This is a genomic window from Erysipelothrix larvae (assembly GCF_001545095.1).
Taxonomy (GTDB): domain Bacteria; phylum Bacillota_I; class Bacilli_A; order Erysipelotrichales; family Erysipelotrichaceae; genus Erysipelothrix; species Erysipelothrix larvae.
This window is the reverse complement of the sequence record NZ_CP013213.1, coordinates 1,266,569-1,291,076: the sequence shown is the minus strand read 5'-3', so window position 1 is coordinate 1,291,076 and position 24,508 is coordinate 1,266,569. Positions and strand designations below refer to the sequence as shown.

General features: G+C 36.4%; 22 protein-coding genes and 2 pseudogenes. 16 read left to right on the top strand and 8 right to left on the bottom strand.

What is annotated here, in order from left to right; translation table 11 throughout:
- Positions 1–62 precede the first annotated feature (62 nt).
- Positions 63–908, bottom strand: a complete 846-nt coding sequence (locus AOC36_RS05960) for an NAD(P)-dependent oxidoreductase (RefSeq protein ID WP_067632406.1) — start codon at positions 906–908, stop codon at positions 63–65.
- A gap of 184 nt (positions 909–1,092) precedes the next feature.
- Here AOC36_RS05960 and AOC36_RS05955 point away from each other — a divergent pair, with 184 nt between their 5' ends.
- From AOC36_RS05955 to AOC36_RS12190, 3 genes and pseudogenes are all read left to right on the top strand, one after another.
- Positions 1,093–1,386: a hypothetical protein gene (locus AOC36_RS05955; RefSeq protein WP_067632404.1), complete on the top strand. Its 294-nt coding sequence runs from the start codon at positions 1,093–1,095 to the stop codon at positions 1,384–1,386.
- A 92-nt stretch (positions 1,387–1,478) separates the two neighbouring features.
- A pseudogene (locus tag AOC36_RS12195) lies at positions 1,479–1,685 on the top strand (helix-turn-helix domain-containing protein); the annotation flags it as partial.
- A gap of 25 nt (positions 1,686–1,710) precedes the next feature.
- Positions 1,711–1,803: pseudogene (locus AOC36_RS12190) on the top strand (IS3 family transposase); the annotation flags it as partial.
- Positions 1,804–2,066: 263 nt separating this feature from the next.
- On the opposite strand, the gene AOC36_RS12185 reads toward AOC36_RS12190, so the two are convergent.
- Positions 2,067–2,354 (bottom strand): hypothetical protein, encoded by a 288-nt coding sequence (locus AOC36_RS12185; RefSeq protein WP_157777153.1) that lies wholly within the window; start codon positions 2,352–2,354, stop codon positions 2,067–2,069.
- 860 nt (positions 2,355–3,214) lie between these two features.
- On the opposite strand from AOC36_RS12185, the gene rpsO reads away from it, so the two are divergent.
- Entirely contained in the window at positions 3,215–3,481 is a 267-nt protein-coding gene (rpsO, locus tag AOC36_RS05940) for a 30S ribosomal protein S15 (RefSeq protein ID WP_067632400.1), read from the top strand.
- Positions 3,482–3,565: 84 nt separating this feature from the next.
- Entirely contained in the window at positions 3,566–5,704 is a 2,139-nt protein-coding gene (pnp, locus tag AOC36_RS05935; protein WP_067632399.1) for a polyribonucleotide nucleotidyltransferase, read from the top strand.
- 254 nt (positions 5,705–5,958) lie between these two features.
- Here pnp and AOC36_RS05930 read toward each other — a convergent pair whose 3' ends face one another.
- From AOC36_RS05930 to AOC36_RS05920, 3 genes are all read right to left on the bottom strand, one after another.
- On the bottom strand, positions 5,959–6,360 hold the full coding sequence (locus AOC36_RS05930; RefSeq protein ID WP_067632398.1) for an HIT family protein: 402 nt from the start codon (positions 6,358–6,360) through the stop codon (positions 5,959–5,961).
- A gap of 83 nt (positions 6,361–6,443) precedes the next feature.
- Positions 6,444–7,316, bottom strand: a complete 873-nt coding sequence (locus tag AOC36_RS05925) for a peptidylprolyl isomerase (protein WP_067632397.1) — start codon at positions 7,314–7,316, stop codon at positions 6,444–6,446.
- A gap of 1 nt (position 7,317) precedes the next feature.
- Positions 7,318–8,292, bottom strand: a complete 975-nt coding sequence (locus AOC36_RS05920) for a peptidylprolyl isomerase (protein WP_067632396.1) — start codon at positions 8,290–8,292, stop codon at positions 7,318–7,320.
- A 187-nt stretch (positions 8,293–8,479) separates the two neighbouring features.
- On the opposite strand from AOC36_RS05920, the gene sufC reads away from it, so the two are divergent.
- The 11 genes from sufC to AOC36_RS12180 all read left to right on the top strand — a co-directional run bounded on the left by sufC (position 8,480) and on the right by AOC36_RS12180 (position 19,111).
- Entirely contained in the window at positions 8,480–9,298 is an 819-nt protein-coding gene (gene sufC / locus AOC36_RS05915; RefSeq protein WP_067632395.1) for a Fe-S cluster assembly ATPase SufC, read from the top strand.
- Positions 9,295–10,089 carry a SufB/SufD family protein gene (locus AOC36_RS05910; protein WP_067632394.1) on the top strand — a complete coding sequence of 265 codons (795 nt, stop codon included), beginning with the start codon at positions 9,295–9,297 and terminating at the stop codon, positions 10,087–10,089. The genes sufC and AOC36_RS05910 overlap by 4 nt, the downstream gene beginning before the upstream one ends.
- Positions 10,077–11,291: an aminotransferase class V-fold PLP-dependent enzyme gene (locus tag AOC36_RS05905; protein WP_067632393.1), complete on the top strand. Its 1,215-nt coding sequence runs from the start codon at positions 10,077–10,079 to the stop codon at positions 11,289–11,291. The genes AOC36_RS05910 and AOC36_RS05905 overlap by 13 nt, the downstream gene beginning before the upstream one ends.
- A gap of 9 nt (positions 11,292–11,300) precedes the next feature.
- Positions 11,301–11,744: a Fe-S cluster assembly sulfur transfer protein SufU gene (gene sufU / locus AOC36_RS05900; protein ID WP_067632392.1), complete on the top strand. Its 444-nt coding sequence runs from the start codon at positions 11,301–11,303 to the stop codon at positions 11,742–11,744.
- Positions 11,737–13,152 carry a Fe-S cluster assembly protein SufB gene (gene sufB / locus AOC36_RS05895; protein ID WP_067632391.1) on the top strand — a complete coding sequence of 472 codons (1,416 nt, stop codon included), beginning with the start codon at positions 11,737–11,739 and terminating at the stop codon, positions 13,150–13,152. Before sufU ends, sufB begins: the two co-directional genes overlap by 8 nt.
- Positions 13,145–13,714 carry a 5-formyltetrahydrofolate cyclo-ligase gene (locus tag AOC36_RS05890; protein ID WP_067632390.1) on the top strand — a complete coding sequence of 190 codons (570 nt, stop codon included), beginning with the start codon at positions 13,145–13,147 and terminating at the stop codon, positions 13,712–13,714. Before sufB ends, AOC36_RS05890 begins: the two co-directional genes overlap by 8 nt.
- A gap of 242 nt (positions 13,715–13,956) precedes the next feature.
- Positions 13,957–15,204 carry a triphosphoribosyl-dephospho-CoA synthase gene (locus tag AOC36_RS05885; protein ID WP_067632389.1) on the top strand — a complete coding sequence of 416 codons (1,248 nt, stop codon included), beginning with the start codon at positions 13,957–13,959 and terminating at the stop codon, positions 15,202–15,204.
- A gap of 10 nt (positions 15,205–15,214) precedes the next feature.
- On the top strand, positions 15,215–16,462 hold the full coding sequence (gene tyrS, locus AOC36_RS05880) for a tyrosine--tRNA ligase (RefSeq protein WP_078055093.1): 1,248 nt from the start codon (positions 15,215–15,217) through the stop codon (positions 16,460–16,462).
- A 9-nt stretch (positions 16,463–16,471) separates the two neighbouring features.
- Positions 16,472–17,047: a hypothetical protein gene (locus AOC36_RS05875; protein ID WP_067632387.1), complete on the top strand. Its 576-nt coding sequence runs from the start codon at positions 16,472–16,474 to the stop codon at positions 17,045–17,047.
- Positions 17,048–17,187: 140 nt separating this feature from the next.
- Positions 17,188–18,939 (top strand): DUF885 family protein, encoded by a 1,752-nt coding sequence (locus AOC36_RS05870; RefSeq protein ID WP_157777152.1) that lies wholly within the window; start codon positions 17,188–17,190, stop codon positions 18,937–18,939.
- Positions 18,940–18,946: 7 nt separating this feature from the next.
- On the top strand, positions 18,947–19,111 hold the full coding sequence (locus AOC36_RS12180; RefSeq protein ID WP_157777151.1) for a hypothetical protein: 165 nt from the start codon (positions 18,947–18,949) through the stop codon (positions 19,109–19,111).
- Positions 19,112–19,215: 104 nt separating this feature from the next.
- On the opposite strand, the gene AOC36_RS05865 is transcribed toward AOC36_RS12180, so the two are convergent.
- The 3 genes from AOC36_RS05865 to AOC36_RS05855 all read right to left on the bottom strand — a co-directional run bounded on the left by AOC36_RS05865 (position 19,216) and on the right by AOC36_RS05855 (position 24,494).
- Positions 19,216–19,926 carry a glucosamine-6-phosphate deaminase gene (locus AOC36_RS05865; protein ID WP_067632385.1) on the bottom strand — a complete coding sequence of 237 codons (711 nt, stop codon included), beginning with the start codon at positions 19,924–19,926 and terminating at the stop codon, positions 19,216–19,218.
- Positions 19,927–20,293: 367 nt separating this feature from the next.
- On the bottom strand, positions 20,294–22,102 hold the full coding sequence (pepF, locus tag AOC36_RS05860) for an oligoendopeptidase F (RefSeq protein ID WP_067632384.1): 1,809 nt from the start codon (positions 22,100–22,102) through the stop codon (positions 20,294–20,296).
- 58 nt (positions 22,103–22,160) lie between these two features.
- The gene (locus tag AOC36_RS05855; protein WP_067632383.1) at positions 22,161–24,494 is read right to left on the bottom strand and encodes an HAD-IC family P-type ATPase; all 2,334 of its coding nucleotides are present in this window, start codon (positions 24,492–24,494) and stop codon (positions 22,161–22,163) included.
- Positions 24,495–24,508: the final 14 nt, after the last annotated feature.

Below are 24,508 nucleotides of genomic sequence, written 5' to 3'. Positions count from 1 at the left end.
TACCATCTTTTTTTTTATTGTAATGTTTGCACAGAAAAAAAAGGTGCAGATGCACCTTAGATTTATTTTGAGTTGTAGTGATGGATGATACATTGCGTTCCATCATTTTCATAACCCAAATCAACCAGTGATTGATAGATTTGAGTGACTTGTTGAAGAACGGGTAAGGATAATAAACCTTTTTCCTCTGAGGCTAATTTTAAGTCCTTTAGGAAGTGTTTTGTGAAGAAACCAGGGTTCATATCATCCGTAATCATTTTAGGGCCATTATTTGCTGCTTGCCATGAGCTTGCGGAACCACCTGTTATTACCGCCAACATTGCGTGCGGATCAAGTCCATGATGGATTGCATACGTTAATGCTTCAGCACAACCTGCGATTGCTCCCGCGATTGCTGTTTGGTTTGCAAGTTTCGCATGTTGACCACTACCACCAGGTCCCATGTAGGTAATGGTTGTTCCCATTTTTTCTAACAATGGTTTAATTGTTTCGTAGGACTCAACACTACCACCGACCATAATGGATAAGGTTGCATTAATTGCACCCACATCACCACCGGTTACTGGAGCATCCACACAGTGGATCCCCAATGAATGTCCCTTTTCATAAAGTGATTTCGCAAGTGAAGGTGAAGACGTCGTCATATCAACGTATATTGTACCCGGTTTACAGGTTCTAAATACAGTGTTTGCGACATTTTCAACGTCATTTGGGTATCCTACAATTGAAAAGACAACATCAGCATCCTTAACGGCATCTTCAATTGTTTCAAATGCCTTTACTTCAGGTTCAAGTGCTTGTGCTTTTGAGAAGGTTCGATTTTGTACAACAACATCATAGCCACCACGTGATAAGTTTAATGCCATCGGTGCTCCCATAACACCAGTTCCAATCCATGCTATTTTCATAAGTTTTACCTCGCTTCTAATGGTGATATTATACCATCAATTATCACTTCGTGTTAACTTGGCGAATACTTTCCAATCAGAAATTATTAAAAAATGTTTTAATCAAATTGACAAAAAAGTCCCTGTAGAATAGAATGAGCTATATAAATAGAACAATAAGCAATCAAAAAAAAGCGGAGGACCTATGTCATTATTAATAGAAGCGTTAATTGAGGTTATTGGTAGTGATTTAATTGAATCGATTTATAATAAAACACACAATACAAATGAAAAGCGTTGGGTCCGAGTATGCGCTGCGCTAACACTGTTTTTATGCATTGCTCTTGTTTTTGGCGCAGTTATATCTTTAAGCATCATTGTGATCATTAATGGTGAACCTATGGGGTATGCCATTATCGGAATCATGATAATTTTTGGATTTCTCATACTTAAAAAAATATCAAAAGATATCAAACAAAAGCAAAACGACAAGACTTGATTGAGTGAACTGACCTAGTTCTGTGGCACCTAATAAAAAAAAGAATACTTCTATCGATTTATTGTAAAATGAAAAGATGGAGGTATTTTTTAATGAAGAATACGTTTTATACAAGAGAAGTTAAGTTAAAAGCAGTTGAAATGAGACTCTCTGGCATTCCTGTCAAAGAGATTATGAAAGCACTAAATATCAAAAGTGAGTCACAAGTATATACATGGTATTACTGGCATCGAGATGGAGAATTTCATCGTTTCAATCAACCAATCGGAAAGCAGTACACTTATGGTCATGGACCTGATGAAGTACAAAATACAAGTGATAAGGATTAATTTTTATAATAACAAAAGAATTAAGAGAAAATTAAAAGGACTGACTCCTGTGCAATACAGAAATCAATCCTTGATAATTACAACGTAATTAAAGTGTCCAACTTTATGGGTTCACTTCATTTCTCAGTACTTTTTATTAATCTTTACCAGGTGCATTGTACATTAAACGACCATAGACTATTCCAAGAATATCTTCCTGTAAATGAACCATGACCATTAATTGCACACCAAATCCCCATTCCGATTACATAGACCGCTGCAAGAACTAACAAAACTGCACATTAAACTAGGGACCATCCTTCTAATTTAGATAATTCTAATTCTAATTTTGGTCGGTAATAAGCAATTACACTATTCACCATTTCTAATCCCCCTTTCTTTCAAATAACTTATGATTGTTATTAGTATAAATACTAATAGTATTGACACCAAAAACATCGGACTAACTGAGACCGAAACGGATGCTGAATCTATATCTACTATTGGATTTACACTAAAACCCATAAAGTTAAATGATTTATTTTGAAATAAATATACAAAAGATAAGAAGATTATTGATATAGGATAAATAACAAATGCTATAATTGAACTTTGAGTAAACACTCTTCCTACATGTTTTTTTGATAGTTTATTGTTCATAATTCCCCTCCCTAAAACTTCTATATTTTTTTTTACTTTTTTATCTATATTATTGCAATACATTTTCCATGTTTTAAAATCTGGAGAAAACGGGAATATTGAAAGTATATTCACTAACCAGGATATCGATATAAAAATATATATAATTTTTGTAAGCGTAAAAAACTTTAAACCATAACTAATGATCCCTAAAATTAAGAATCCGACTACTGTACATATGATTGGTGGTAATAGACAAATCACAAAAGCTTGTTTCTTTGTGATTTGTCTATTCTTCATCAAATCTAAAAGAATAAAAATTTTAAAATTCTCAATAACTAATGTGCCCTTAACTTTTTTTATTATCTTTCTAAATAAATATAAATATAAAGTTTCATGTAACACCATTGAAGATATTACATTTATTATTAACAAAACTACTATCATTACAAACGTTATACTTTTTGTTGTTATAAATAAAAAAATAGCTAAGCGTTGTTTTTCTTTTGATGTGTGACTCAGATTCAATAAATGGCCAAAAACAGTTGAATTCTTGAAACAAGAAGCTCATGAACAGTATGGAAAACTTTATATCTTAGTGAATAATGTACCCATTAATGATGAAACTTAAGTTAAACTTGCTTCAATGCAAGATCTGATGTCATTCATTCAATAAATTGCAACTATATCATGATAATAAAACGCTTCAAGAAGCATGGTGATATGAGAAAGATGATAAGCGAAAAAAACGTTTTTTTAAGGTCTTACCTTGCTATCGATTGACAGATGTGATATTATACTAATGCTTTGTGACTGGGTTTATGGATTCCTCAATCTTTATACTCGGTTATTAAGGACTATAGAAAGGTGAGGAAACTACAATGTTAACAAAACAAGAAAAAGCTGCAATCATTAAGGATTACCAACGTGATGCAAACGATACAGGTTCTGTTGAAGTTCAAGTTGCTGTTTTAACAGCTGAAATCAATCGCTTGACTGAACACATGAAAGAACACAAGAAAGATTTCCACTCAAACCGTGGACTTCTTAAAAAAGTTGGTCGTCGTCGTAGCCTATTAACATATCTACGTAATGAAGATATTAACCGTTACCGCGAACTAATTACTCGTTTAGGATTAAGAAAATAGTGAAAGGGAGCTTAGCTCCTTTTTTTATGTATGATTGTAAACAGAATTATGATAGAATATAAAGGATAGTATAGAGGTGAAAACATGTCAAAGAAAGTGTTTACTTTAGATTTTTGCGGAAATACACTAACTGTTGAAACAGGCGAAATTGCAAAGCAAGCCGGTGGATCAGTTTTAGTACGCTATGAAGACACAACAGTGCTCTCAGCAGCAACCGCAAGTAAAAAAGCAAAAGATATTGATTTCTTTCCGTTAACTGTAACGTTTGAAGAGAAATTATATTCAGTAGGTAAAATCCCTGGAGGATTTTTAAGAAGAGAAGGAAGACCAAGCGAGCATGCAACATTAACATCACGCTTGATTGACCGTACCATTAGACCCCTGTTTGCAGAAGGGTTTAGAAATGAAGTGCAAGTTGTAAATACAGTATTATCTGTAGATCGTGACTACTCTCCAGATATGGCAGGTATGTTTGGTGCTTCACTCGCACTGTGTGTATCTGATATTCCATTCAATGGACCAATTGCAGGTGTAACTGTAGGAATGATTGATGATGAATTTGTAATCAATCCAAGTGCCGATGAACTTGAAAAATCAAGAATGCATTTAGTTGTAGCCGGTACAAAAGATGCCATCAACATGGTTGAAGCGGGTGCTGATGAAGTTTCAGAGGAACAATTCCTTGAAGCAATGATGTTTGGTCATGAGTTTATCAAGAAGCTTTGTGACTTCCAAATTGAAATCGCAAAAGAATGTGGTAAAGAGAAGATGCAAATCGATCTTTATGAAGTTCCAACAGAAATCAAAGAAGAAGTTGAAGCACTTGTTGGTAAAGATCTACGCGCAGCGGTATCCATTGAAGGCAAACTTGAACGTTATAATACAATTGACGAGTATGAAGATAAAGCACAAGAACACTTTGCTGCTAAAGAATATGAGTCAGATAAACTTAAAGATAAGACCTTAAAATATGTACGCGAAGTAACGCATGGTATTGTTGCAGATGAAGTACGTCGTTTAATCTCTATAGATAAGATTCGTCCAGATGGTCGTAAGATTGATGAAATCCGTCCACTTGACGCTCAAATTGATTTGCTTAAACGTGTTCATGGTAGTGCACTGTTTACACGTGGTGAAACACAAGTATTATCTATTTGTACTTTAGGTGCTATGGGTGATACTCAAATTATTGATGACTTAACTGAAGTTGAATCAAAACGCTTCATGCATCATTATAATTTCCCACCTTATTCAGTTGGTGAAACAGGCCGTATGGGAGCTCCTGGACGTCGTGAAATTGGACATGGAGCTTTAGGTGAAAGAGCACTTAGCTATGTACTTCCAACTGTCGAAGAATTCCCTTATGCAATTCGTCTTGTTGCTGAAGTTCTTGAATCTAATGGTTCATCTTCACAAGCAAGTATCTGTGCTGGATCAATGGCATTGATGGCAGCTGGGGTTCCAATTAAAGCTCCAGTGAGTGGGATTGCAATGGGTCTTGTAACTTATGATGATCACTATACAGTATTGTCTGATATCCAAGGGATGGAAGATCACTTTGGTGATATGGACTTTAAAGTTGCGGGAACCGATAACGGAATCACTGCACTTCAAATGGACATTAAAATTGAAGGGCTCACTCGTGAAATCTTAAAAGAAGCACTTGAACAAGCGCATAAAGCACGCAAGGAAATTATGGATGTTCTCGTTGCTTGTATTCCTGCACCACGTCCAAACGTGGGTGAGTATGCACCTAAGATTGCACAACTTAAGATTGAAGTTGATAAAATTCGTGATGTTATTGGTACAGGCGGTAAGATTATTAACCAAATCATTGAACAATGTGAAGATGTTAAGATTGACATTGAAGATGATGGACGTGTTGTAATTTATCACACAAGCCAAGCAATGATTGATCGTGCAAAAGCAATGATTGAAAACATCGTACGTGAAGCTAAAGTTGGAGAAATCTATGATGCTAAAGTTGTCCGTGTTGAGAAGTTTGGCGCATTTGTTGAACTGTTCAAAGGAACCGATGCTTTACTTCATATCTCAAAATACAGCCATGAGCGTATTGAAAAGATCGAAGATGTGCTTAAACTTGGTGACATTGTGAAGGTTAAAGTAACTGAAATTGATGATAAGGGACGTGTGAATGTATCGCGTAAAGCCTTATTACCAAAACCAGAAGCTAAACCTAAGACTGAAACAAAAGAATCCTAAAATATGAGGTTGCATTCGTGCAACCTTTTATAATATTTGAGACCATGGGCATATGCTCAAAACGATTGGAATTTTGTCTGTAGTAGTTAGATTGGATATTAACTCACAAATAAAAGATTACTACTTAAGATAGATCAGATAGGGGAGTTAAAGTCAAATAGCGTTTTAAAAAAAGCACCTCGAATTGTTAAGGATAACATTCAGGGTGCTTTAAATTTTGTTTGTAAATTAGGTGATATTGAGACAGTTTATACTTACCCAAGATGATCTTTAAGAAATGTAAAGGTCTCTTCTATCGTGTCACTATTACTGGATACTAAAAACTTCAACTCATCTTCAGTATAACGAGGGATTACATGAACGTGGTAGTGCGGAACAGTTTGCCCTGACACAGGGTTTGCATTCGTTAATATATTCACTCCAGAAGCCTTTAAAACATCGCTTAGTTTAAGTGCAAGTCGTTGTGCGATGATATTAACATATGCGATTGTATCTTCATCTGCAGTTAGCACAGATTCTGTGATTACTTTTGGTACAACCAGTGTGTGACCTTTGGTGTTTTGGCCGATATCTAAAAATGCAATGACCTTATCATCTTCATAAATAATATAAGCGGGAGTTTCTCGGTTAATAATACGGTTAAATAGTGTGCTCATCGATTCATCTCCTTTTGTATGATTATATCATGAAATAAAACCAATGCGTGTAAGCCATGTAAAAAAAGACTGCATAAGCAGTCTTAGTTAGCAAGTGCATCTGGATAATCTGCGATGATTGCATCGTAGAGGTCTTTATCAAAAACCTTGAATCCATTGTCTCGTAATAATTTTGAAATGTATTTTGTTTGGAATGTTGAGTCCGTTGCGAATGAAGCAATAATTTCATCCTTGATTGCAGCAGTATCTACTTCAATTACATTAATAATGTATTGTGACGTTGAGTTATTCGGAATATCAATTGCTTCGCTGATTCCATTTTCTTTAGCACTGATAATGTATGAAAGTGCTGTTGTGTCAATTACAGATGTTGATGAATCTTTGTGGTAGATTGTTGCAGTACCAGTATACGATGAATTATCTAATACGAATTCTTTCGCAACATCAGCCCATGAAGTTCCTTCGTCAAGTGCTTTTAAAGCAGTAGCAGCATCTTCTTTAGATACTTCAAGAACCGCAGCTTTACGAACATAAAGGTCTTTTACCATGTTATCAAAATCTTCAGTCATCACATTTGTGAGGGCTTTGTTTAATTGAAGTGATGGTGCAATTACATTTTCAGCATATTCTTCATCAGATTCGAATCCATAGTAATTCAGGATTGTTTCCCATAGTGTACCATAGCCTTCTTTAGTTTCTTCAAGTTGTTTTTGAACTGCTTCTTTAAATGCATCATCATTTGGTACGAGTTTATCAAGTACCACTTGTTGTGCATGTGATAAGATGACTGCACCCGCATCGTTAAATGTCATGACATTAAATAAATCTTGTTCTGTAACCGTTGATCCTTCAATAGTAAAGAGTTTTTCACTACGCGGTGAGGTAATGCGTGCATCCGAGCCACATCCAACTAAAACAAGTGTCGCAACACACAATACTAATAATCGTTTAAACATATTATTCTCCCTCACTTTCTAGACCAAGGTATTTTTGAATGCGTGATTTAACAGTTTCATCATGCCATTCAATGGTCAAGGTTTCTGCTTTGTCCCAAAGTGCCTGAGCAGCTTCAGTACTGTATGATTGAATAAGTGATGAGAAATAATCACTGTTGTCTAATAAAGTTTTAAAGTCAGTTGAAACGACATAAATGAGATGACGACCATAAGTTGTTTGTACCCAACCGGATACTTCACCTTCATTGAGTTCTAACATAGCATCTAAGAATTCAGTTACAAGTGAACTGTTTTTGTCAACAACACCAATGCTACCAGATTGAGCTGCTGAAGATGTATCGTCTGATTTATCTAGGGCTACTTCACCAAAGTCTTTTCCTTCGGCCAGTAACTTATCGACTTCATCCATCTTCGCTTGTTCTTCTTCAGTAGGATTTGCTGGATCGGTCATTTTTATCAAAATATGACTTACAAGACGGGGTTTGTTTGTTTCAAATGATTCTTTGAAGATTGAATCAAAGTTTGCGACAAAGTAATCTTTAATAATTATGTCTTGTTTTGCTGCATCTTCGAAGTAGGTTGCAAGGTCATCAAGTCCTGCATATCCTTGAGAGATGAGCCATTGGTCTAAACTGTCAAGACCAGCTTGACCATTTGAAGCGGATATTTGTTGAATGTATGATTCTGCTTGTTTCTTAGCATCTGCAGCAATTTCATCTGTAGTTTCTAAAGATGAAAGCATTTGACGCTTAAAGAGTCTAAAGAGTTCAGCATCACCACGTGATTCATCAAGCATATCGAAGTACTCATCCGCAAATATATCTGTTCCAGCGATTTCAAACACAACTTGTTTTCCATCCACTGTCTTTCCTTTAAATACTGATTGAATTTGTGTAACTCCGTATGAGCCGATAACTACGACTAATGCAACTGCTACGAGAACAACAAACCAATTCTTTTTAATATTTTCGAGCATATGAACCTCCTTAAGGCTTATATATTATAGTGTATTTATAGGCTTAATGCAATGTTTTACGTGATGATGGTGTGTGAAATAAAAATAAAATAAATTTACCAATTGTGAGAAAGTAAACATCTGCATCTGACATTAAAATAAGAACCTGTGTTATAATAAATTGGATTAGAAAGGGTGTGATTCGTGCGTGAGTAAATTAGTGATTAAAGATTTGCACGTATCAATTGACGATAAAGAGATTCTAAAGGGGGTTTCATTAGAAATCAATGATGGGGAAATCCATGCGATTATGGGACCAAATGGTAATGGGAAATCAACATTACTGTCCACAATTATGGGACATCCTCGCTACAGTGTTACTCAAGGGGAAGTAACTTATGATGGGGTGAATGTTTTAGAACTTGAAGTTGATGAACGCAGTAAATTAGGACTTTTTTTAGGAATGCAATATCCACAAGAAGTAACAGGCGTTACCAATGCTGATTTTCTTAAATCCGCAATCAATGCCCGTAGAGAAACACCTGTGGGCCTTTTTGAGTTTGTAAAGTCCATGGAGTCATCCATTGAAAAACTGAGAATGAAATCAGATTTAGCCCATCGTTTTTTAAATGAAGGATTTAGCGGTGGTGAAAAGAAACGAAATGAGATTCTTCAACTCTTAATGTTACAACCTTCAATAGCAATGCTTGATGAGATTGATTCAGGGTTAGATATCGATGCCTTACACATTGTTGCTGATGTATTAAAAGAAGAACAAGCAAAACGACACATGGGATTGATTGTTGTATCCCATTATGAACGGTTTTTTGAATTCATTCGTCCTACACATACCCATATTATGATGGATGGTAAGATTGTATTGAGTTCAGATGAAACGCTGGTAACTAAGATTGACCAAGAAGGCTATGATTGGATTGACGCAAAACGTGCTGATGAAGTTGTTCAGACGCGTCCTACAATCGGTGATGCATGTGCAATTCGAGAAAAAGTGGGTGAATCTGAGTGAAACCATATGTGTTTAAGAGTGGATCACACAGACATGAAATTACCGTTAATGATACAACAAAAGCTGAAATAACCCTCGAAGCCAATTCAAAAGGTACTTTGATTCTGTTTGTGAAAGGGGATGGCCAATTGGACATTGTTCTGAATGCAAAAGAACATACAGACTGGACCTATCTTTGGGTTAATCAAAGCGATGGATCATTAACAGTTAAAGAAGCGGTAAACCTATTTGAAGGATCCCATGTAAAAGCAAATTATGCTGAACTAACAATGGGGAATCATTCAAAAGAAACGACGGCGCATTTTGTTGGACGGCATGCAACCTTTGACTTTAGAAGTGCAACCATCTCCTTTGATGCGATTAAATGGGTTGTGAAAGCGGACCACCAAGCGCAATTTACCGAAGCAAACTTGAATTCATATGGGATCGTATTAGAAAATGGTGCCTTAGAATTTGAAGTGATTGGGTATATTGCAAATGGAAACAATGGGTCTAAAACACATCAAATAACGCGCGTGCTCAACTTAGGAGACAAACTTAAGACTGTCGTGTATCCAAAACTACTCATTGAAGAAAATGATGTAGAAGCTTCTCATGCTGCGTCTGTGGGACAACCGGATGAGGATCAAATTTATTACATGCAATCACGAGGAATCAAACGCCCCGATGCATTAAAACTTATCGTTTTGGGATACTTAATTCCAATTGCTTATGAAGTAGAAGACGATGATATTCGTGAATATTTAATCCAAGAAATCGAACAGAAAGTAGATCAAGAATGGACGATTTAAGACAAAAGTTTCCGCTTTTAGTAAACCATCCTGAACTGATATATTTTGATAATGCTGCAACAACTTTAAAACCACAACCTGTTATCGATGCAGTCATGAACTACTATGTAAACCTCAGTTCCAATATCCATCGTGGGGATTATAAAACGGCTGTTGAAGCAACAAGACATTATGATGCTGTTCGTCAAAAAGTTGCGGATTTAATTCATTGTGATCCAGATTGCGTTGTCTATACAACGGGTACCAGTGAGAGTTTAAACCTTATCGCTCAAGGATATGGTATGACACACCTTGTTAAGGACGATGTCATTTTAATAAGCGAAGTTGAACATGCCTCAAATGTATTGCCATGGTTTAATGTAGCGAAGAAATGTGAGTGCACCATTGCATATGTTCCACTCAATGATGATCTGAGCTTTGATTTGGATGCTTTAGATCAAATCATGCAAACAAAACCTGTAAAAATCGTATCACTCGCGCATATATCCAATGTATTGGGATATGTGAATGACATTGACGAAATTGCTCGAATTGTCCATCGTAATCATGGAATTCTTGTGATAGATGGGGCACAATCAGTGGGCCATATACCGGTCGATGTCACAAAAAGTGATGTAGATTTTTTGGTGTTCTCATCGCATAAAATGACAGGACCAACAGGTGTTGGTATCTTGTATGGAAAAAAACACTTACTTGATGCGACAGAACCCTTATTCTATGGGGGCGATAGTAACGCACGCTATTATAAAGATGGATCGTATACTGTAAAAGATGTTCCGTTGAAATTTGAGACAGGAACGCCAAATATTGAAGGAATCATTGGATTTGGAGAAGCCGTATCGTTTATCCAATCTTTGGACCTAGAAGTACTGATGAAACATGTTATAGAGATGCAACACTATATTATGGATGAATTGAGTAAAATGGATCATGTTACTGTATATAACCCTATATCAAACACAGGGATTGTAATGTTTAATATTGAAGGAATATTTCCACAAGATGTCGCAGCTTATCTAGGGCATCACAATATCTGTGTGCGTGCTGGAAGTCATTGCAGTAAACTTACCTGCGGAATATTTGAAACAGACAGCAGTGTTCGAGCATCTTTGTATTTTTATAATACAATGGATGAAGCGCGAAAGTTTCTTGAAGTCATTCAATCGATTTCCCTTGAAGCTGTTGTTTCACTTTATGTTTAAGGAGATTTTATGAGTCTATTAAAAGATCCTCAATTTGCACGGCAAATTATCATGGATCATTATGAAAACCCACACAATAAACATCATGGTGATTCGGATTATGCATATAAGCATATGGAAAGTGAATCATGCATCGACGATATCATTGTGTATGTCAAAATTGAGAACAATCGGGTAATCGATGTTTGTTTTGAAGGTCATGCGTGTACGATCGCAACCAGTGCAGCGTCGATTATGACTGATTTAATTAAGGGCAAAGAAAAAGAAGATGCTTTAAAAATTATGCATGAATACATGAAAATGATGCAACTTGAACCCTATGATGAAGGCCTTCTTGACGAAGCAATTGTGTTTAGAAATGTTGGAAGACAATCAAATCGTATTGGATGTGCAACATTAGGATGGCGTGCTGTTGGGCAAATATTAAGTGAGGATGGTGATCACAATGGTTGAGGATATGTCAAAAGACATCGAACGATTACCCAGTGAAGATTATAAATATGGTTTTCATGATGATATTGAGGCAATTGTAGAATTTGATAAAGGTCTGAGTGAAAAGGTAGTACGCGAAATATCACGGATTAAAAATGAACCAGAATGGATGTTGGATATTCGACTAAAAGCTTACCAAGCGTTTATGGAGAAACCAATGCCATCATGGGGCAGTAATTTGGATGATATTAATTTTGATGAGTACACCTATTATTTACGTGCATCTGAACGTGCTGAAACACAATGGGAAGATGTCCCTGAGACCATTCGAAATACCTTTCAAAAACTTGGAATTCCTGAAGCAGAAGCAAAATTCTTATCCGGTGTTGCAACTCAATATGATTCAGAAGTTGTGTATCACAGCATGCTAAAAGAAGTAGAATCAAAAGGTGTGTTGTTTTTTGACATGGATACTGGACTTCGTGAACATCCTGAAATTGTAAAGAAGTACTTTGGGACACTTGTACCATATAATGACAACAAATTTGCAGCACTCAACACCGCTGTTTGGTCTGGTGGTTCTTTTATCTATGTACCAAAAGGTGTAAAACTTGATAAACCACTGCAATCTTATTTTAGAATTAATGGCGAATCAATGGGTCAATTTGAGCGTACCTTAATCATCGTTGATGAGGGTGCGGATGTTCACTATGTAGAAGGATGTACTGCCCCAATCTATACAAAACATGCAATGCATGCAGCGGTTGTTGAAATCTTTGTTCATGACCATGCTAAATGTCGCTATACCACAATTCAAAATTGGTCTAATAATGTCTTTAACTTAGTCACAAAACGTTCGAAAGTACAAGCACATGGGATTATGGAATGGATTGATGGGAATATAGGTGCTTATACAACTATGAAATATCCATCGTGTATTTTAGCGGGTGAATACGCAAAAGGTATGACAATATCAATTGCAGTTGCTGGCAAAGGACAAATCCAAGATGCCGGAGCAAAAATGATCCACCAAGCACCGTATACACAAAGCACGATTATTTCTAAATCAGTATCACGTAATGGAGGTGTTGTTAATTATCGTGGAATTGTCAGTCACAATAAAGATGCCCATTATGCAAAAACAAAAGTTGAATGCGATACGTTAATTTTGGATAACATATCTGCAAGTGATACGATGCCTGTTAATCGCGTCGAAAACAAAACATCAATTGTTGAACATGAAGCCTGTGTTTCAAAAATTTCAGAAGATGAATTGTTTTATTTGATGAGTCGTGGGTTGTCTGAAGAACAAGCATCAGAAACCATTATTATGGGATTTTTAGAACCATTCACCCGAGAGTTACCTATGGAATATGCAGTCGAATTAAATCAACTCATGAAGCTTGAGATGGAGGGCTCTGTTGGATAAAAAAACTTTACGAAAGCAAATGATTGCGAAACGTGATTCCGTATCCTTAGAACAACGATTGGGACTTGATGCAATCATTACTGATATCATCACAGAACAAATGGGAAGTGTTGATTGTGTTGGGACCTATGCATCGATAAAAGGGGAAGTGGACACGTATTTCATGATTCAAAATTGGTTGATGAGTGGTGTTCGAGTGTGTCTTCCGCGTATCGAAGGAAAAATCATGAACTTCTATGAAATCAAACATCTTAAAGATCTAAAAGCTGGTACGATGGGTATCTTAGAGCCGATAGATGGTTGCGAATATGTTGATCCTTCACAGATCCAACAACTCTATATTCCGATGGTCGGTTTTAATGATGCGCTTTATCGATTAGGGCATGGTGCTGGATTTTATGATAAGTATTTAGTAAACTACAATCATGTGAAAATCGGGCTTGCCTATTCATATCAAAAAGTCACTCAGTCGTTTCAAGAAAATCACGATATACCCGTAGATTTAATCATCACAAATGAAGGAATTCTTTATCACACTATTTCACATAATTCGACCATTTAGGTTTCACACATACTTGGTATTATATGAGCGTGAACTAAGTGCAAGTTTACAAAGTATTTCTTCTCCAAAGAAATTTTAGAAAGAAAGTCGTCTTTCTTAAGTATAATGAAAAAATGAGACTTCGGTCTCTTTTTTTGTTTCTCTCCCTTTAACTTCATATTGTTTTATTATATAGAGTTTGTTAAGTTTAACGATATTCTCGTGAAATTTGTGGTAAAATAAACTTACGAAAGAGGATGATTATGAAAATTGTACCATTAACTTCAGATTCATTTGAGGAATTAAGAAAAGAGCGGCGAGAAATCGTAAAATCCATGGTTGAAGACAAACATGGCTCACTGCTTGTTTTGTCAGGTGCATTTGCCGGCTCTGATCGACAAAATCATAATGTTTCATATGCTGTGTTCACAGTATTTTTTGAGTTATGGGATCGTTATACCTTTGAATCCTGGTCCTATACCTTTGATGCTGATGGTCTTATCTTTTATGTACGACTTGAAGAAGACGCTGAATCCGTTCGCAACACAATGGTTCACTATGAAGATAATCACCCAATTGGGTTTGCGATTCATGCTGAAGTTTATGATTATACCGGTGAAGTGACCCGTGAAGCAGTGGGTGCTAATGAACGCCTTGATTTTTATTATAAAATGCCGATAGATGAACTTTTAAACAACACATTTACAGAAAAGAAATATGAAGATACTTATATTAAGAATGTAGAAAACCAAGTTGTATCCGGAGATAAGCACACTGTGCTTTCTAATATCTTGGTTTATGGCTTTGTAAGTGTCTTTACAAAACCAATGGGGTTTGGTATGTATGGCCCCAATTATCGTGGCAGTAATACACAAATGAACTTCGAAAAATTTGTGCATTGGTTGCGTACTTATAAAGATGAAATGAAACGTGCCTTTAACATTAACATAAAAAATGCTGAAGAAGTGCGTCGCTTCCAACAAGAAGTAGAAATGAAAATTAAAGCCGCAGTTTTAAACCAACAGTCTTATCAATACCCGGTCTACATGACAAGTGTTGTACTCTTGTCGTTTATCCATGCACGAGGGTATCAAGATATGCAAAGTGAAATTAAACGTGTGAGTGATTCACTGTATGGAAGTGTCCGATCACTGGATGAGCATAAACGTTATGATATTGCGCGAACGGGTATGAAAGAAGTATTTTCGTTATATGTACCATTTTACCAACGCAATAAATCAATTATGTCAACACTACTCTATATTATGAGTCGCTATGATGATCAAGCAGTATTAAGACACAATGGTGAACAAAACTTGTTAAAGGTTCAGTTTTTAGCAAAAAACTTAATCATGAAGGAAGATAAATGGATTGAAATGGATCGTTTCTGTACATCCAATTATATCTATCCCCATGATTCTACGGTCTTACTTGCCGTAACTGTAATGTTGGATATTATCCAACGCTATTATTTAAAGATTCGTATTTTATTTGAACGATCAATAAGTTAGGAGCCCAATGATGAATTTTTTTGAAGAATTAGAATGGCGCGGTCTTGTAAAAGATGTAGCGCATAAAGAGGAATTTTTAAAACGACTAAACAAACCAATCACATTATACTGTGGATTTGACCCAACAGCAGAATCCTTGCATATTGGACACCTCCAACAATTAATCTTACTCAAACGATTCCAATTGAATGGACACCATCCAATTGCACTCGTTGGTGGGGGAACTGGAATGATTGGAGATCCACGTCCGACCACAGAACGTAAGATGCTCAGCGCAGAAGACTTAATGCATAATGTACAATGCATTGGATCTCAAATTGATGCAATTCTTGCCAGTGATGATAACCCCGTAACATTGGTGAATAACTATGATTGGTTAAAATCGATGAACATTATCGATTTTTTACGCGATTATGGTAAATTCTTCTCAGTCAGTACGATGATTGCGAAAGACACGATTGCAAAACGACTTGAAACCGGTATTTCATTTACTGAGTTTAGTTATACAATTTTACAAGCAGTAGACTATTTACACCTTTTAGAAAACTATGATGTACGGCTCCAATTTGGTGGGTCAGATCAATGGGGGAATTTAGTAAGTGGTTTGGAATTGATTCGTAAAGTAAAAGGCATTGAAGAAGAAGCTTTTGCAATGACATCACCACTCATCACTAAATCCGATGGTACGAAGTTTGGTAAGAGCGAGGGTCAAAATGTTTGGCTGAATGCTGATTACACCAGTCCTTACGAGTTCTATCAATACCTTATCAATGTAAGTGATGATGACGTGATTAATTTCATGAAGCGTCTTTCACTCAAACCAGTGTCTGAAATTCAAGAAATTGAAGCTGCGTTTGTGAAAGCGCCGCATGAGCGTTTAGCTCAAAAGGAATTAGCAACAGAACTTACACGGATTGTGCATGGGCAAGAAGGACTAGATAACGCCCTCAAGATGACAAAAGCATTTTTCTCAGGGGATTTAAGTGAACTTTCCGCACAACAAGTGAAAGCATTATTCCACCATCAAACACCATACACGCTTGATAAAGATAGCGCGCTTCTTGATGTATTGGTAAATGCACAGTTTGTACCAAGTAAACGTGAAGCACGTCAGCTCATCACAAGCAATGCAATTCGAGTAAATGGCGAGGTTGTAAATGACTTGGAATATGTATTATCTAAAGAACAGGCGATTGATGGTGAAATATCAGTAATCCGTCGTGGTAAGAAAACATATCATGTTGTAATACATGGTTAGGAGCTTATTATGCGTAAATTAAAGATACTATGTTTGTTGGTGTGTGTCTTAGCACTTACGGCTTGTGACAACTCTAAAAGCGCCGCTTACCAAGAACAACTCAATCTATATGAAACTTATTATCGTGCCTTGTTAAACGAAGATCGCTTTCAAACATCGTCTCGATTCTATTCAATTACAACTGAAATTGCGCCTTCTGATGAAGGATATCAATATGTTGTGACCATCGATGATGCGAAAATCGCAATGTATGACGTTCAGATTATGGTCGTTGAAAATGAAGAACCATTTAATCTAGACGTGATGAAACCAAGCGCAGGAATTTTTGATGGTGATTATATTTTCATTCCAAATCAAGCCCGTGAAGATCATGGATTCAAAAAAGGAATTGTCGTTGGACGTCTTGATTTGCAAGAAGATAACGTGACCATTCGCGTCCTTGTTGCTTGGAAAAACTATACGAAGCTTGAATCATTTAAAGAAGTGTTTGAGTTCGAACTAAAATATGAAAAACCAGTTGAAGAACCTGAAGAGGATCCTGGGGATAATCCAGTGGATGATACAGCCCAAAACGAAACACCATAATTTGAAAAAATGCTTATTAGTACACTCGTCAACCTTTTCGTAAGAGGTTGACTTTTTTTGACACAATCTTCAGATTCATCTCACGGCTTTATTTATTTTTGAAATTAAGGTAAAATGAATAAATGAAAGGACAAAATCAAATGAAAAAAATACTGGTAACGTTATTATCAATACTCTTTGTAGTAAGCGGATGTAAAAGTAACGAGGTCATTACTTATGAGGGGACATTTGATGAATATGTGAATACCCTGTACGCAGAAATTATAGGGTCAACAGATATAGGTATTAATTTGTCATTTAATGATCCTGAAGCATTTGGGATTGTGCCAGAACCTTATAGTTTAGGATTTTCAACACAAGAAGACTATGATGAGTCATCGAAACAACTTGATACAATGATTAAGACATTAAGATCTTTTACGGATGATTCACTTACACAGCAACAAATTATCGATCGCGATGCGATTATTGAGTATTTATCAGCATATCTTGGTTCTGAAAAGTTTTATGAGTATGAAGAAGGGGATGCTCTCAGTTCTTCTCGGTCATATATTATGTCACTTCCAAGTTATTTGGATATGTATGTTTTTAACTCAGAACGTGACATCGAGTATTACTTTAACTTCGTGAACACCCTGGAAGAGAACCTACTTAAATTCGTTGAACTCGAAAAAACACGTCAAAGTAAAAATATGGGGTTGAGTCAAAAAGAACTAGACAGTATCGTCAAGGCTGCCGATAGTACAGCAACTGCAGCAGCTCAAGAAGACTATTTCTTAAACCGTGCTTTTGAACGTCAAATGGCATCTATATCGTTTATTGATCAACAGGCTAAGGATGACTATATTTTAAAACATCAAGAAGCCATGAAATCATCATTTAGTAAAGCGTATGCTTCCTTAGCGTCTTCAATTCGTGAGATTGAAGGGGGCGAGCTTAGGGGTCTTGCGAATAAAGAAAACGGTAAAGCTTATTATGAGTATCTGTTTAAGAAAAACACAGGGTCTTCGTATTCGGTCGATCAAGTGTCAAAACAACTTAAATCTCGTAAGAAAGACTTAATGTACTCAGTGGTGAAATACTTCCAAACTAATTATGATGAAACGCTCGAAGAATCGGTTCAAAATGGGAATGTATTTGATGGCCTATTTAGTGATGAGAAAAGTGTACTCACTACAATGATTGAGAAAATGGGTGAAGATTTTCCGATGATTAATGTACCCAATTATAGCATTAACTTTGTTGATGAATCCTTAGAAGACAGTGCATCACCTGCGTTTTATTTCACACCCAAAGTGGATGCAACCGATGATAACGTACAAGCGATTTATGTGAATGGGAACTTTTCAAATGATAAAGTAACAACATACATTCATGAGGGAATCTTTGGACATATGTATCAGTTTAATTACTTTAAACAATCCGGTGAGAACCAAATTCGAAGTTTCTTAAGTTCTTCTGCGAATGCTGAAGGATGGGCAAATTACACTGAAAATTATGCGACAAAGTATGTTTTAGGGGATGATTTGGGTTTGTTCTTCCAAAATTACAATGAACTCCTGAGTAATCTATACGTTCAATTGGATATTGGAATTAATTATGAAGGCTGGAGTCAACAAGAGACCCTTAATTTCTTAGTTGATGAGGGATGGTACAGTGAAACGACTTCGGTTAATCAAATTGAGGAGTTATACCTAGCATTTGTTGAGAACCCTTGCGTTTACCCGATGTACTATGTGTCAAGTATGTATATCAGAATTCTCAGCGAAAAAGCTGAAAAGGCATGGGGTGCGGATTATTCAGATTATGCATTTCATGAAGCGTTACTCAAACAAGGATCAACCTCGTTTGATATGCTTGAAAAAGCATTAGATTTAAATATTATGAAGTAGGAGACTTATGACAGATTTACAAGTTTATGGCAGTATTGCACTTGCGTTAGTTGTGTTGTTGGCAGTAAAAAGAAAGATTAAGAAAATGGTATTTAGAACAATTTTGATTGCATTGATTGTTGGTGCAGGGGTTTACCTTTATCTTAATGGAATGCCTCAATTTAACCTGTAACAATATTTAATACGCAAATAAAAAATAAGAAAAGGTTATCCGTCATTTTAAGACCGATAACCTTTGTTGTATAAGAAAAGCCTGAACTTCAGGCTTTTTCATTCTTATTGAGTCAGAGCAGAAGCAGCTTTTTCATCAACAATCACAATGACATCACTGTGATCTTTTAGTGCAGAAGCTGGTAAGTCCGTTGTCTTATCTTCTTCGAATAAACGACGAATCGCATCGGCCTTTTGTTCTCCGTAAGCAAATAGAAGTACTTTTTTAGCGCTCAAGATATCTTTAATACCCATTGAATAAGCAAAAGTAGGGACTTCATCGATTGAATCAAAGAAACGTGCATTTGCTTCAATTGTTTCTTCTTTAAGTTCTACTTTACGGGTGATTGAATCAAAAGATGATCCCGGTTCATTAAACCCAATATGTCCATTGCCACCAATCCCTAAGATTTGAATATCAATCGGATGTGCTGCAATGATTGCTTCATACTCATCAGATACCGCTTGTTCATTGTCATTTGAACCATCCGGTACATAGGTTGCCTTAAAAGGCTTATATTGGAACAAGTTTTGTTCCATGAAATAGCGATAACTTTGTGGGTGATCGCCTGTTAATCCAACATACTCATCAAGATTTACAGATGTCACGGTGCTAAAATCTAAATCACTTTCAACCATACGTTTGTAGAGTGTTAATGGTGTACTACCAGTAGCTAAACCCATTGTATGTAATGTGTTTGATTTATAAGCATCTTCGATAATCTCAAAACCTTTTTGAGCTCCCTCGATGTTGTCTTTTACAATAATCAGTTTCATGAATTCCCTCCTTGCATAAAACTACACCTTTATTATACATGACACAGTGTTAAAAACAAGAACACAGAAGCAATTGGGAGGAAATAAAGAAGGGGATATTTTTCGTGAAGAACTAACTTATTTTGAATTGGTTTAAAATATCGCTTGTGATTTGCACTGTATGGGTTTTCTTAATGAATCTGTGGTGAGTATCTAAAATATCTCAATGTTTTGAGTCGGTTACATCATAAAGATCATTTGGTAAACAAGTCGATCACATATAAAAAGTGGAAATGCATAAAGATACACTTCCACTTTTGTGTTAAAAATCATCAATCGGTCTTTTGATTGGTGTAAAATAGGTCCGAATTGAGCTTTCTTTTGATGACTATGCGTTCTCAAGTTCATCGGTCAATGCGATGATTTCATCAATAATTGATCCGATATAATCGATGGTTTGCATGAGTGGTTGTTCGGTTGTTAAGTCAACATCCACCATTTTTGCCAAGTCAATTGGATTTTTTGTGCCACCTGCTTTTAGCAAGTCTTTCCATTTTTCAATTGGAAGTTCGTCATTTGCAATCTTACGGTTTGCACAAGTTGCTAGGGTAAGTCCTGCAGAATATGTATAAGGATAGAGTCCCATGTAATAGTGTGGTTGACGCATCCAGGTTAATTCAGAATTCTCGCTGATTTCAACATCATTACCCCAGAATGTTTCAAGCACTTGGCGTTTGATTGCATTGAGTGAATGAGCGTTGATTGGTTCATTATTATCAGCACGCAAATAAACTTCACGTTGATATGCAGCTTCAAGCAAGTGGGTTACAAAGTTGTGGTAATATGTACGCGCAATAATTGTTGAAAGAACCCAACGTTTCATGCGCTTGTCTTCAACAGTGTTCATCAAGTAGTCGACCATCATTAATTCATTCATCGTTGATGGTGCTTCAATGATATAAAGTGATGGGCGTGTATTAATGATTGTTTGCGCTTCCCCTGATAAGTAGAAATGCCCAGCATGACCCAGTTCATGTGCCAATACAAACACTTCATTCATCTTCTCAGTCCAGCTGATGAGAACATAAGGATGAACACCATAAGGTGTTGAACAAAATGCTCCAGTTGATTTTCCTTTGTTTTGTGGGAAGTCAATCCAACGTTCATCAAAAGCACGTTTCACAATCTCAAGATAATCATCACCAAAACGAGCAAGTGCACCATTTAGATATTTCTTTGATTCTTCGATTGTAATAGATGGTTCAAATTCAGGGTCTACAACGAGTTTTAAGTCCTTGTAGGTCATTGTATCAAGATTATGTACACGTTTTAAGAGTTTTGCATATTTACGCATATGAGGCGCTAAATGGGTCATAATGAGATCGATTTGTCGATCATACATGTCACGAGTGACTTCTTGGTCAAAAAGAAGGGAATCAATGGTGTTGTCAAAATTTGATAATTGACCCAATGCTTTTTCTGTTAAGACATGTGTTGAGTACACAGATGCTACAGTGTTTTGATGTTTCGCAAGTGTGCTATAGAACGAATCAAATGCAGCGTGACGCACATTCATATCGTTATCAGTTTCCCATTCATCTTCAAATAAGCCATAGGAGTTTGGATAGGTTTTTCCATTTGCTTCAAAGGTTCCAAAATCCATGTCAACTAATTTATTCATTTGATAGGAGTCGTAAGGTCCATCAAACGTGTTTTTTAGAACGGATAATGCGTTCACAACATCTTCAGATGGTGTATTTGCTTTGTTCTTTAAGATTAAGCCAAGATATCGTGCATAGTGAGGATCTTGTGCGATAACCTCGTTTAATACTGATTCATCGAGCTTGCGCAATTCATCTTCAACAAAATTCAACTTAGGGAAGATGCTGCTGACCTTCATCATGGTAGCGCTGCTTCGATTCTGATTTACAGGATCAGTTGAATCTTCTGAACTTTTAAGCGATGCATAAGTAAAGATATGATCCATTTGCTTTTGAATCGCCTCGTAATCTTTGAGACAATTATAAATCGCGTCATAGTTCTTTAATGTCCCTTGATATGTTGATTTAAGTGTGTCCACTGCATCAATCAGTGCTGGGATTGCAGCTTCAAAATCTGCTTCAGTTTTAAATATTGCTGTAAGATCCCATGTAATGTTTTGATCTACTTGAGATCGATGGTAGATTGTTTTTGTCATTTTATCTTTTCTCCTTTAGTTCATTATACGCTTAAATATTAAAAAAAACACCACCAATTTAATATGGTGATGCTTGATTTTTACTGTGTTTTGTTATCCACGAATCAATGAAGCCATGAAATAGGTAGATGATGATTAAGGAAACGGCACAGGCTAGAAGTGTAATTGTAATCTCATGCAGTGTTAAATACTCCAACTCAAGCCAGTTCCAAAAGAGTAAAACGCCAAGTACAAACCCAACGAAATTTACGATTAACACCCCGATACGATAGAGATTGAGTGGCTTATAAATCCGATAGATCAATTGAAGTGAGATGAATGCATTAATGAAAAACATGATTGTTTCGATTGATGCACTGGATATTCCAAGCGCTTGATGCCCAATATTCATGCCAATCCATAAGATGATAATTGCAATACCATTAGGAATCGCAAAGCGTGCTACGTGTTGTAGAATGGTATCTTTAGGTTTCTCTATGTTCATTTCAAATAAGAGCATAAAAGATGGGAATCCATCAACAAACATATTGGTTAGTGTGATTTGGAATGGAATGAATGGAAAGGGAACATTTAAGATGACTGCGATAATTGATAAGAAGATGGTGATAATGGTTCTTAGATAATACATCGATGCAGATCGTGTAATACTATTGATTACTTGCCGTCCTTCTTTAAATACATCCACAAGTGTCGAAAGTTTTCCATCCATTATTACCACTTGTGAAATATGGAGTGCTGCATCACTGCCTTCACCCATCGCGATTGAACAATCCGACTTGCGAAGGGCAAGTACATCGTTAATCCCATCACCCGTCATGGCAACTTTTAATTGATTTTCTTTGAGAATTTCAATAAACTTAAGCTTTTGATCCGGTGTCGCACGACCGATAATGTTGTAATTTAATATTGCATCTTCATGATCTTTATCTGTAATGAGTTGTGTTGCATCAATTGCTTTATCTTGAACATGCGCACCCGCCTGTTTCGCAATTGAATACACTGTTTCAGGATTATCCCCTGAGATAACCTTAACCGTAACATCATTCTCATGAAAGAAGTTAAGTGCATCTGGTGCATCCGTTCGAATCGGATCTTTTAGTGCAATGGTAGCCATAAGACTTAATGGCGCATGACCAATGTCTGTTTCTTTTTCTACCAGAATGCTTGCTTTCGCAACCGCGATAATGCGCGCACCTTCAAAGCGTAACGCATGCATGTGTTCCGATAAATGCATGTTTGGCATGATTACTTCAGGTGCTCCAATTACGATGGCTCCATGACCTTCAAAGTTCATGGCACTCCATTTACGAAGGGAAGAGAAGGGAACGGAACTGTTAACAGGATAACTTTGTCCATCTTCATCATATTTTCGTGAAAGAGCGCTAAAGGTTGCATTGTTATCAGATGAATTCTTAATAAATGATTGCATATAATCAGAAAAGTTTGGGTCGATGATTTCAGTGTCGATGACCTGCATGTCACCATAGGTGATCGTACCTGTTTTATCAAGGCACAAAACATCTACTTGAGACAAGGTTTCAATTGCATATAAATCTTGAATCAAGGTCTTATTTGATCCAAGGTGGAGCACTGAATTCATTAAATTCACCGTTGTCAGTAATACGAGTCCTTGGGGTAACATTCCTAAAAGCGCTGTAGATGTATTCACAATCACACTGCTGAGTCCTTGATCTCTTACAAACAAGCCTTGATAGAGCAACAACGCACCCAGTGGTACAATAAATATTGATGTTAAGCGTGTAACTTTTCGAAACGTCATAATTAGTTCTGATGCAATGACCCGCTTTTCTTTAGCTTGTGAAGTAATCTTGTAAGCATAATTATCTTGACCAACCCGGATTACTTGCGCATAACAGACCCCACTTACAATAAAAGAACCCGACAACAATGCATCACCTTGTCCTTTATCAACCGGCTCAGCTTCACCAGTGAGTAGAGATTCGTTAACTTCCACGTAGCCTTCTAATATTCGTGCATCAGCAGGAATTTGATGCCCTGGTTCAAATTGAATGACATCACCTAAGACAATTGACTCATTGTCAATATGCTGCTTTTCACCTTCGCGAATAACCAGTGCTTTAGGTGATACAATAATATTTAATTTGTTTATGAGGTTTTTAGACCGTATTTCTTGAACTGAAAATATCACAATATTTGATAACATGACGCCAACAAAAAAGAGTGAAGTATATGCCTGAACATACAAAAGGGCTGCACCTATGATAAGATTATAGAGGTTAAACAATGTAAACACATGACTTGATATAATCTCAAGATTACTTCGAGATTCAAGTTCAGGCATTTTATTAGTTTTCCCAAGTGATGTAAGTCTTTGAACTTCTTGATTACTTAATCCGCTAATTAATTTCATAATATACTCCAACC